At 38.3% G+C, this 10,141-nt stretch carries 11 protein-coding genes and 1 pseudogene; 6 read left to right on the top strand and 6 right to left on the bottom strand.

Features of this window, described 5'->3' with window-relative positions; translation table 11 throughout:
* Window positions 1–98: 98 nt before the first annotated feature.
* The 3 genes and pseudogenes from D7Y06_RS21885 to D7Y06_RS21870 all read right to left on the bottom strand — a co-directional run.
* Entirely contained in the window at window positions 99–1,583 is a 1,485-nt protein-coding gene (locus D7Y06_RS21885) for a nitrilase-related carbon-nitrogen hydrolase (protein ID WP_120409709.1), read from the bottom strand.
* 189 nt (window positions 1,584–1,772) lie between these two features.
* The gene (locus tag D7Y06_RS21875; protein ID WP_120409707.1) at window positions 1,773–3,068 is read right to left on the bottom strand and encodes a tyrosine-type recombinase/integrase; all 1,296 of its coding nucleotides are present in this window, start codon (window positions 3,066–3,068) and stop codon (window positions 1,773–1,775) included.
* An 86-nt stretch (window positions 3,069–3,154) separates the two neighbouring features.
* A pseudogene (locus D7Y06_RS21870) lies at window positions 3,155–3,385 on the bottom strand (helix-turn-helix domain-containing protein); the annotation flags it as partial.
* Here D7Y06_RS21870 and D7Y06_RS21865 point away from each other — a divergent pair.
* The 3 genes from D7Y06_RS21865 to D7Y06_RS21855 all read left to right on the top strand — a co-directional run bounded on the left by D7Y06_RS21865 (window position 3,281) and on the right by D7Y06_RS21855 (window position 5,505).
* Window positions 3,281–3,988 (top strand): DUF6040 family protein, encoded by a 708-nt coding sequence (locus tag D7Y06_RS21865; RefSeq protein ID WP_330566568.1) that lies wholly within the window; start codon window positions 3,281–3,283, stop codon window positions 3,986–3,988. The pseudogene D7Y06_RS21870 and the gene D7Y06_RS21865 sit on opposite strands and share 105 nt — an antisense overlap.
* Before the next feature lie 214 nt (window positions 3,989–4,202).
* Entirely contained in the window at window positions 4,203–4,496 is a 294-nt protein-coding gene (locus D7Y06_RS21860; protein ID WP_054754373.1) for an autorepressor SdpR family transcription factor, read from the top strand.
* Entirely contained in the window at window positions 4,471–5,505 is a 1,035-nt protein-coding gene (locus tag D7Y06_RS21855) for an SdpI family protein (RefSeq protein WP_120409706.1), read from the top strand. Before D7Y06_RS21860 ends, D7Y06_RS21855 begins: the two co-directional genes overlap by 26 nt.
* Window positions 5,506–5,614: 109 nt before the next feature.
* Here D7Y06_RS21855 and D7Y06_RS21850 read toward each other — a convergent pair whose 3' ends face one another.
* Both D7Y06_RS21850 and D7Y06_RS21845 read right to left on the bottom strand, forming a co-directional pair.
* Window positions 5,615–6,772: a sensor histidine kinase gene (locus D7Y06_RS21850; RefSeq protein ID WP_120409705.1), complete on the bottom strand. Its 1,158-nt coding sequence runs from the start codon at window positions 6,770–6,772 to the stop codon at window positions 5,615–5,617.
* Entirely contained in the window at window positions 6,769–7,449 is a 681-nt protein-coding gene (locus D7Y06_RS21845; protein WP_199714820.1) for a response regulator transcription factor, read from the bottom strand. The genes D7Y06_RS21850 and D7Y06_RS21845 overlap by 4 nt, the downstream gene beginning before the upstream one ends.
* Window positions 7,450–7,542: 93 nt before the next feature.
* Between D7Y06_RS21845 and D7Y06_RS27400 the strand changes: the two genes are divergently transcribed.
* The 3 genes from D7Y06_RS27400 to D7Y06_RS21830 are packed head-to-tail and all read left to right on the top strand — an operon-like array spanning window position 7,543 to window position 9,510.
* Window positions 7,543–7,686 carry a CD1871A family CXXC motif-containing protein gene (locus D7Y06_RS27400; RefSeq protein ID WP_009263530.1) on the top strand — a complete coding sequence of 48 codons (144 nt, stop codon included), beginning with the start codon at window positions 7,543–7,545 and terminating at the stop codon, window positions 7,684–7,686.
* On the top strand, window positions 7,679–8,566 hold the full coding sequence (locus D7Y06_RS21835; RefSeq protein WP_009263529.1) for a 4Fe-4S binding protein: 888 nt from the start codon (window positions 7,679–7,681) through the stop codon (window positions 8,564–8,566). The genes D7Y06_RS27400 and D7Y06_RS21835 overlap by 8 nt, the downstream gene beginning before the upstream one ends.
* A gap of 41 nt (window positions 8,567–8,607) precedes the next feature.
* Window positions 8,608–9,510, top strand: a complete 903-nt coding sequence (locus tag D7Y06_RS21830) for a TlpA disulfide reductase family protein (protein ID WP_120409704.1) — start codon at window positions 8,608–8,610, stop codon at window positions 9,508–9,510.
* Window positions 9,511–9,566: 56 nt separating this feature from the next.
* Here D7Y06_RS21830 and D7Y06_RS21825 read toward each other — a convergent pair whose 3' ends face one another.
* The gene (locus tag D7Y06_RS21825; RefSeq protein WP_074731292.1) at window positions 9,567–9,803 is read right to left on the bottom strand and encodes a DUF6061 family protein; all 237 of its coding nucleotides are present in this window, start codon (window positions 9,801–9,803) and stop codon (window positions 9,567–9,569) included.
* Window positions 9,804–10,141: the final 338 nt, after the last annotated feature.

Below are 10,141 nucleotides of genomic sequence, written 5' to 3'. Positions count from 1 at the left end.
TTAGGCCAAATCGAAAATGGTGTAAACGAAGGGGCAGTTCCCTGCAATGTCAAAACTGCTTTTTCGTTTACCCCATCATCGATTGTAACCTAAAGAATTTACTTCTTAATTAGTCGTTTAATTTTTGGAAGTATGAAACTCCCTAACAAATATAAATTACACAGATATACAAATAGATTTCCAATATACGAATAAAGAGTAAATCGCCCTTTCGTGATAACCTGTGCAGATAATGTCTTTGTATCAGACTGAAAGTAATCGGTCTGTGCCAGCACATTGCTTTTAAAATCTGAAACAATCGACATTCCCTTATTTGTATGTCTGATTATATTACTTCCATTTTCAACCCCTCGCACAATCGCCACCTTTGAAGCTAATAATGTCATTTCTTTCCAATCCGAAGCCGGAACAATCAGTATATCTACATTATCTTTACCTGCCTGCTGTATTTTCGACAAAAATGCCATATCAGAACATATAAATGGAGCAATTCTCCCGTACTCTGTATCAAAACTTTTTAATATTCCATCTCCTTTTTGGCACAGTTCTCCGATTGAACGTCCATACTTAAAATATTCTGAAATAAGTTCTCCTTGTGGATTAAATGCTACCGTTTTATTTTCCTTTAAGTCCACATAAGGCGTTTTCACCAGTAACGAAACAATCAAATAAATTTCTTCCTGTTTTGCCATATCCGAGGCTCGTTGTAGCAGTATATCTTCATCTTGTTTTAAAACCGCTCCATTCAGTTCCGACCAAAAAACAATCTTTGCCCCTGCTTGTGCTTCCAATTCTGTTTTTAGGAAAAGTTCATCAGCTACTAATGATAGTTTATTCCTTGCGTTTGTAATATTTTCATCAGTAAATGTATTGGTATAAAATGTAGAATATATATCTTTATCATCATTTAGCAGATGTGAAATCGGAACAGTTACACCAGCAATCCTAACACTTTTATCTGAATTTCCTACAAAATGAAACATAACAATTCCATAAACAAACACTAATCCAATTACAGAACCATATACGATGATATATTTTCTGATATATTCCTTTTTACTTTTATTGTTCCAAATCCATATAACCATTGACGCTGTCCAATATATTAAAAAAGTGATTCCATAAATTCCTGTTACCGTTACCATTTGTAGTAGATATAGATTTTGGTATTGTGTATAAGCGTCAGACAGCCCTCCCAATATAGGATATATCAGATAGATGATATACTCTATTGATACCATTATACTTGCAAAAATAATAGTGTCCTGAAATCTCATTTTTGATTTTGACCAGTAGATATACGGTAAAACTTTCAGAAAAGATAACAAAATTGATACCATTATACATATCTTTATGTCCATTCCAATAGCTCTCCCAAACTGGACAACAAATCCAATGGCATATATAGAACTAATTATAAGATATACTTTACGTGTATGATTGAGATAAACCATACACAAAAACAAAATTGGATAAATCCACGCAAAAATCGGAACACACCATTCTCCGTTGGACATTACATAAATTAGAAAACTTAATATTATAAAAACTGAAAAGTATTTATTTTTAAAGAACTTTTTCATATTTACAATACCCTCCTAAACATTGATTTTCGCTCTATTTGCTCCCCGACAAATCGGAATTTGTGGAGAGATTTCCTGAACTTTCCTTATTTTACAGGCTTTTCAGCCAATTAGATAGTGAAATGATATGTATTTTCCCTTATTTTTGCCCTTGTGAGGAATCCGCAAGGGAAATAAGGGGATTTTTTATTAAGCGTTGCTCGCTACTTTATCAAGAAGTCTTGCGGAATCCCGCTTTGCTTTTCTTGTTGAGTGAGCGTAAATGTTCATTGTGGTACTGACATCTGAATGTCCTAACAGTTCCTGTACATCTTTTGGAGCTGCCCCGTTTGAGAGCAGGTTGCTGGTGTAGGTGTGCCGTAACTGGTGAAAGTGAAAATCTTCAAATCTTTCCAGCTTCTTTGACACTGACCTACATACAATGCCGAGTGTACTCGGCAGTTCCAGACTGCCATCCGGTCTGAGGCAGACAAAGGATATTTCTTTATAATCTGCTGGGACTTCCTGCGTTCCGTCAAGGTGATAGTATTCATAATACACCCTGTTTTTTACATGAACTTCTTTGTAGTAGTTGCGGTGGTAAAGTTCTCCGTACTGCATCCGGCTTTTCAGTTGTTCCCGTCTGGCTGTTTTCAATATTTCAGTCAGCGTATCTCCAAAATCAACAATCCTTACTTTTTTTCGCTTGGTTGTTCCAATCACATTTTTATGCTTTGCACCGTCGTAACGGATACTGCGTTTTATGGTCAGGCATTGTTCTTCAAGGTTGATGTCCTGCCATGTAAGACCACAGGTTTCCCCGATACGAAGTCCTGCATAGTATGCAATCTGGATTGGAAGGATCGCAGGTGGATTTTTCTTTTCCAGGTACTTGATAAGCCGTTCATAATCTTCGTGTGAGATCGGCTGTGTGCCTTCTTCGACTTCATCATCGGAAAAGAGATCAACTTCCTCTGCCTGCCTTTTCAGCTTAATATACTGCATCGGATTGAAACTGATTAACTGTTTTGGAAATACTGCAAAACGGAATGACTGCTGTAACACTGCGGAAAAAGAGTGGATATAATCTTTGCTGTATCCTTTTCTCACTTTCCCGTCTGGAAACTCGCCACCGAATGTAAGCAGGTCGAGAAATGCCTGTAAATGTTCGGCGGTAACTGTTTTCAGTTTGCGTTCTGCAATCGGGTGCTTTTTGATACAGCGGATTGCACCAAGATAATTTTCCACTGTACCATTGCTGAGTGTCCCGGTTTTTAGTTCTTCTTCTGCCCACATGTCCAAAAGTTCACCTACGGTAAGGTTATCTGCTTTTGCAACAAATTTATTATCTTCATAATCTTCCAGTGCCTTGCGGAGAAGTTTTTCCGTCTCACTTTTGCTTTCGGTTCCGGCATATTCTTTCTGAACCATTTTGCCGCTTGCGTCCTCTACATAGAAGCGGTAGTACCATTTCTTTCCTTTCTTTCTAACAGATCCTTTTGCCATAATCATATGTCTCCTTTCGATATCAGACAATCGGAACTGTTGAAATGCTTCTTGCGTGTAAGTATATCACAACTCCGGTTGCCTTACTATACCGTTTCAGAATCCTCATACATAACTTCGGATAAAAGATTTGCAAGCCGTTGTTCTGCTGTTTCCGGTTTCTTGGAATAGAGCCTTACAATATCTGCCATGTCATTGAATGCGTTGACAGTATGGGTGATCTCCCTGAGAAACATGATCTCGTTATATTCATCATTCGATTCAAACCCCAATGTCTTGGCAATATCCGCTTCTTTGGTATTGCCCTTGTAATTTTTGAGAAATGCGAAAAATGTGACCGTACTGCTTACCAGAAAGCAAAAGAAAAATGCGATAACCGTAAAAGGCAGTTGGAAAAGAAATATAAAAAAATGACGATTGGTTATGAAAGTATCCTGTTCCTGCTGGCATGGTACAGCATAACTACAACACTGTTTACTGCTATTCTTTCGCCAGTTTTCCTTAACGACTGTAACATCTTTTTCGGTGCGCTAGGAAAAGGAATGGGAAGCTTGTTTCGGGAGTTTGTCATAGGGGCAGATTCTTTCGGACAGTTAAGCAGCGGAATACCTAACCGTATCCTTTCCGGGCTTATGTACTGGCTGATCGTAGCTATTGTTATGGGGATTTTATTCATAATAACCGGATTACTGATAGTTGGGATTGGTTATCAGGTAGGAAAAATCTACCGGAAATATTGTTGGGATATCATCAGCATTGTGGAAGTTATTACAAGCACAGCCATTGCAATTTATTTTGGAGATTGGATAAAATCTGTTATTTCTATAAATCTCATTACACTATTATTACTGGTGCATGTGGTTTATATTGGAATCAGATGCTATGTGAAAGACTGGATGGAAGAAAGAGGATACTGTTGATATGGAGAATTAGATTTTTAAGAGTCTTTCGATATGTTAGATGAGTGCTATAAGAGATATCTGTTATTAAGGGCAGAGGGACAAAAAGCCTCTCTGCCCTTAATGAACAAAGCACGTTCTTTTAGAAAAATTTAGTCGTTGACAGATAACATATCTTGCATTATAATACATTTAACAATTAGGCTAAATGTTAAACGAGGAGCGTGATGAATTCTTGGGTATACAAGATACATTAAAAGCACTGGCAGATCCAATACGACGTGAGATTTTAAATTTATTGAAGAATGGACGGCTTTCTGCTGGAGAGATATGTGAACATTTTTCAGTAACGGGAGCTTCTATATCCAGACATCTGGCAATATTGAAGGAGGCTGATTTAATCCGAAATAAAAGAGAGGGAAAATTTATTTATTATGAATTAAACACTTCCGTATTGGAAGATGTCATGTTGTGGATTATAGATTTGAAAGGAGTATCGGACGATGAAGGAAATGATAAAAAAATATAGAGGTTCATTAATTTGTTCTGTTCTGGTAATGCTCATCGGGGTTTTAGTAGGATTCACTAGTACACAGAGCATGTGGGCAAATGTGTTTTTTGTAGTGACGGATTGTGCGCTGGTGGCAATAATATTTTATGATAACCGGAACAGACAGCAGAGCCGCAAGATTATAGGAATGACGATGTGGATTATACCAATTATAACATTACTCTATAATGGTATTGCAAGACTGGTCAATATGGGTGCAGATATGGAAAATCTGTTTATGGCAGTAATTTACTATGGAACTGGACTGCTGTTTATGGTTATTGGAAATTATTTGCCAAAAGCGAAACAGAATAATACCATAGGAATAAGAGTTGTATGGTCTTTAATGGATGAAGAAAACTGGAATGCAACACATAGATTCAGCGGCAAATTATGGATGGCATCAGGTATTTTATGTATGCTTTGTGGACTTTTTGGGGAAAGCATGGCTGCACTGGTTGTGTATATTATAAGCATTATGGCAGCTGCAATCATTAGCATTCTCTACTCCTACCTTTTTTATAAGAAAAAGCTGACAACCGGAGAAGGCTTAAAAATTCAGTATAATACAAAAAAAAGTGTGATATATCTGATCATCGCAATTTCCGCTATTGTGTTTACTATATGGACTTTGTTTTGGGGAAGCATTCAGATTCGTTGTAATGATCGTGATTTTAACATTGAAGCAAAAGGATGGAATGATTATACAGGGGAGTATTCGCAAATTGACAGCATTTCTTATGAAGAAAATGTATTGCAGAACGATAATGATTACAGAACTAATGGTTTTGGAAACCTGAAGTATGCTATGGGAAACTTCAAAAACGATATCTTCGGAGATTATATCCGCTACACTCATGCCTCCTGCCATTCATATGTTGTCGTGAACATAGATGGAAAAATATTAGTTGTAAATGGGGAAAATGACGCAGAGACAAAGGAAATCTATCAGAGAATAAGTGAGAAGGTGTCAAAGGAAAGAAAATAGTTGTCGGAAACGCTGAGAAGAAATTATTCTCAGCGTTTTTGAGACTATTCTATTTTTCTCATTTAGCAAATCTGTTTTAATAGCGTTGACAAATGTGTAAAATGGAACGCTACATTGAATGCTGTGCAAAAGTCACCTCGAAAATCGTTCCCCCAGTCTTGCCTGATTTGATACAAATACTGCCATCATGTACTCTAACGATTTCACGGACAAAAGCAAGACCTAGCCCTACGCCACCCAGCTCCCGGCTTCTGGATTTATCCACACGGAAGAATGGCTCGAACACTCTCTCCCTAAGCTCCTTTGGTATTCCGCTTCCCGTATCTTCTACAGACAGATAAACATGCTTGTTTCTCTGATATGCGGTTACTGTAACCTGTCCGAGCGGATGATTATATTTGATGGCATTCTCAACCAGATTGTATACAAGCCTGTAAATAAGGATATCACTGCCTATCATAGTGGCATCCTCACATTTTCCAATCAGCTTTATATTCTTTTCCACGGCAAGAGGCTCAAGGTCTGCCAAAACCTCTTCAACAATAGCATCCAATATAATTTTATCATCCCTTCCCACCGTCTGAAGCTCACTCATGTCAAGAAGAGTCTTTACCATCCTGTTTAATTTATCATTTTGTTCCGTAACCATTTTTATGGTCTGCAAAGTGTCTGCATCATTTCCCGGGTGAGAGGCAGAATTATATAAATCAAGCTGTACCTGCATTAACGCTAATGGAGTACGCAGCTCATGTGCTGCATTTGCAGTAAACTGTCTCTGTATCTCAAATGCTTCCGACAGACGCTCAAGCATCTTATTATAAGAAATACCCAGCTGGTTCAGTTCCTTAACATTGTTTTCCTCTATTCTTGAATCAGACAGATTCTGAGCCTGTACCTCTTCAATTTTATCTGAAAACTCCCTGATTGGTCTGAGTGCATGCCCGCTTATAAAATAAGTGACGACACCTCCCAAAAGCGCCAGCAAAACCGTGATTATCAGACTGTTTCTTTTATAGTCGGCCTTATTATTGTACACCTGAACCGAAAATTCATCCGCAAACTCATCCCACTTATCGTCCGGTATGCTGATATATATTTCATCTGATTTGTTTCCTTTTTCATCCCCCTGTGACTCTACCGCATCCTGCAGAGAATCGATGTAATTCACACCATTTTTATAGACAAACATAGTCAGGCAGCCACATATAATAGCAATACACAATGTAGTAATGCACGTAAGTCTCCACTGTAGCGACATTCTTTTCATCTGTCAGACTCATCCCGTATTTTATAGCCTTCACCTACCTTGTTCTGAATGGGATCATATCCCAGCTTCGCCTTAAGCTTTTTTCTAAGTGAAGACATATGTACCCTGATTGCTCCGCTAAAGCTGTCTGTCGTGGCATCCCACACATGCTCTATCAGCTCCTCCTGACTCACCGGTCTGCCTATATTGATAAGTAAATATTCCAAAATACCATTCTCTTTTCTTGTCAGTGGAACCGGCTCTTCCTTTGCATATGCCTCGCGTTTAATCGTATCAAACTTTATTTCTCCGCATTTAAGACATATATCATTCTGTACAAATTTCCTTCTTGTCAGGCTTCTGATACGTGCCTCAAGCTCCTGCAGATGGAATGGTTTTTCCATGTAATCATTTGCTCCTGCATCCAGTCCCTCTACCTTATCAGCAATCTGACCTCTTGCAGATAATATCAAAACCTTAGTTTCATCATTGTATTTTCTAAGCTCCTTAAGAAGCTCCATGCCATCCATCCCCGGCAGATTCAAATCCAAAACTATCAGATCATAATTCTCCGACAGTATACATTCAAGAGCCTCTTTCCCATCATAACAGGTATCCACCTCATAACCGGCAGCATACAGACTCTTTGCAACCATATCACATATTTGTTTCTCATCCTCAACAATTAATAATCTCAAAATGTTCTCCTGCTTCTTAACAATAATTTTACAACCTATATTGTATAATACCAAAGTCAGCTGGTCAACAATACAACAAAAAGGAGCAACATTATGTTGAAATACCAAAAAACATGTCAAATCATTCTGCTTATCCTTGGTGTATCTATGATAAGCTATGGTGCAGTCAGAGGTGAGGCGGCTACAGTGCTTGGTAAAGCAATAAAACTATGTCTGGAGTGTGTCGGAATTGGATAAGGAAAAGAAATTACTATCAAGAAAACTGGCAAAAATACGTGGCTGGATACAGGCCGCAGCAACGCTGCTGACCAATATTCATATTCCAAATTTATTTAAGGGTAAAATATATCAGGGCAATGCAAAAACAGTATGCGTACCCGGATTAAACTGCTACTCCTGCCCTGCCGCGACAGGAGCCTGTCCAATAGGGGCATTTCAGGCAGTTGTCGGATCATCAAAATTTAAGTTTTCATACTACATAACCGGATTTTTTATTTTACTCGGTGTAACTCTCGGCAGATTTATATGTGGTTTTTTGTGCCCATTTGGATGGTTTCAGGATTTACTTCATAAAATCCCCGGAAAGAAATTATCCACAGCCAAACTAAAGCCTCTTAGGTACCTAAAATATGTCATTCTTATTGTTTTCGTTATACTTCTTCCGATGCTTGTAACGAACTCTATAGGAATGGGAGACCCGTTCTTCTGCAAATATATCTGTCCTCAGGGTGTTTTAGAGGGTGCTATACCGTTATCTATTGGAAATGCTGCTATCCGTTCTGCGCTGGGAAAGCTTTTTTCTTTCAAGTGTATGATTTTAATTGCAGTGATTGTACTAAGTATCTTATTTTACAGGCCCTTCTGTAAATGGATTTGTCCGCTTGGAGCAATCTACTCATTATTTAATAAGGTCAGCCTGCTCAAAATCACCGTTGATAGCAGCAAATGTGTCGGATGCGGTCAATGCTCAAAGGCATGTAAGATGGATGTGGATGTGTGTAAGACACCGGATCACCCCGAGTGCATACGCTGCGGTGCCTGCATAAAGGCCTGTCCGAAGGACGCCATCTGCTACCGGTTTATGGGAAAATCATGTCAAAAAAATGACAACAGATAGCTATTAAACATTTTACTATTATTTTAAAGGAGAAATTACTCATGAAAAACAAATTATCATTTATTTCTATTTTTACACTCTGCATAGCATTATCACTTACAGCATGTGGCGTAAAGCAAGCTTCCACAACAGATTCTAAGAACACTCAGACTGAAGCCGGCTCAGAAGCATCCGGCAAATCAGATTCCAGGCTTGATGATTTATATCAGCAGGAAAATCAGCTTTTTGCAGATCACGCTGATGTGTGGAACAAGGCATTTGGCATGATGAACAAAAGTGACGCCGATCCAAACGGAAATTATGCTGATTATCTTGCCGGTACCGTAGAATCAAACAAGAATTCATTCACAGACGATGAGCTTAAAACACTTAATGAGGATATTGAAACCATACGAAAAATTGAGGAACAGATAGCAGAGCTTGAAAACAAAAATACATCATCAGACGATAACAAGAAGGACAGCTCTAAAGCCTCATCTGTATTCAGTGATTTTTCCGGTGAGGATTTTGATGGCAATAAGGTTGATGACAGCCTGTTTTCCGGTAATGCAGTAACAGTCGTCAATTTCTGGTTTACCGGCTGCAAACCATGTGTCGCTGAATTATCCAAGCTTAACGAATTAAATGATGCTATCAAATCAATGGGCGGAGAAGTTGTTGGCATCAACACTGAGACCTTCGATGGCAATAAAACAGCTATCAAAGAGGCTGCCTCTGTTCTTGAAAGCCAGGGTGTCAAATATCGTAATCTGTCAATTGACTCCTCTAGTGCTGCCGGTAAATATGCCTCAGAAATCATGGCCTTTCCAACAACTATACTTGTTGACAGAAATGGCAATATTGTAGGCGAACCAATGCTCGGCGGAATTGATAACAAGGACAACTATGATGCCCTTATGAAGCAGATTCAGTCTGTAATTGATGCAGACAGCACAAATAAATAGAGGTCTACATATAAAAAGCTCCTGTGCATTGCACAGAGAGCTTTTTTTGAACATTACTATAATGTCAAGGAATCTTCTGCATCTACCCACATCTGTAAATTCCCATCAAGATACAGTCTCGCATATTCTAGTGGTTCATCAATGGCAAGTGTGTTTAATGCACAATCTGATCCGGGTGTGGTTCTCAAATTCTTTTCTGCTTCCCAGCAGTCAATGCGAAGCATATAGTCTGCACTGGTATAAACATCAATGCTGTTTCGTCCGGGATTATATTCTGCAAATATTGTTCTCATCGTATCTTATCTCCTTATCGTTCAATCAATTATTTGCTACAAAAATCAGAAGCATTTCAATCAGTTCACCATGTCACTTTTATTTTGTGTTATACTGTTTTATATAATTTTTTTGCCCTTGTATTTTCCCTTATCAGAGTTCGTAAACACTGGTGGGACGATATAACACAAGGGAAACAATAAGGGAAAGCTCACCTGCGACAAATCCAGTGTTTTCAATGGTTTGCGGAGAATTTAATAACAAAATATAACAGTTATTAAATTTCTCACCACTTTACAACTATTATAAATAGTGCTCCTTTTGTCGGACAAGATATTTCAATGTTCTCATAAGGGCA

The organism is Roseburia sp. 1XD42-69, from assembly GCF_003612565.1.
Classification (GTDB): Bacteria; Bacillota; Clostridia; order Lachnospirales; family Lachnospiraceae; genus Roseburia_B.
This window is presented reverse-complemented; position numbering and strand designations above follow the sequence as displayed.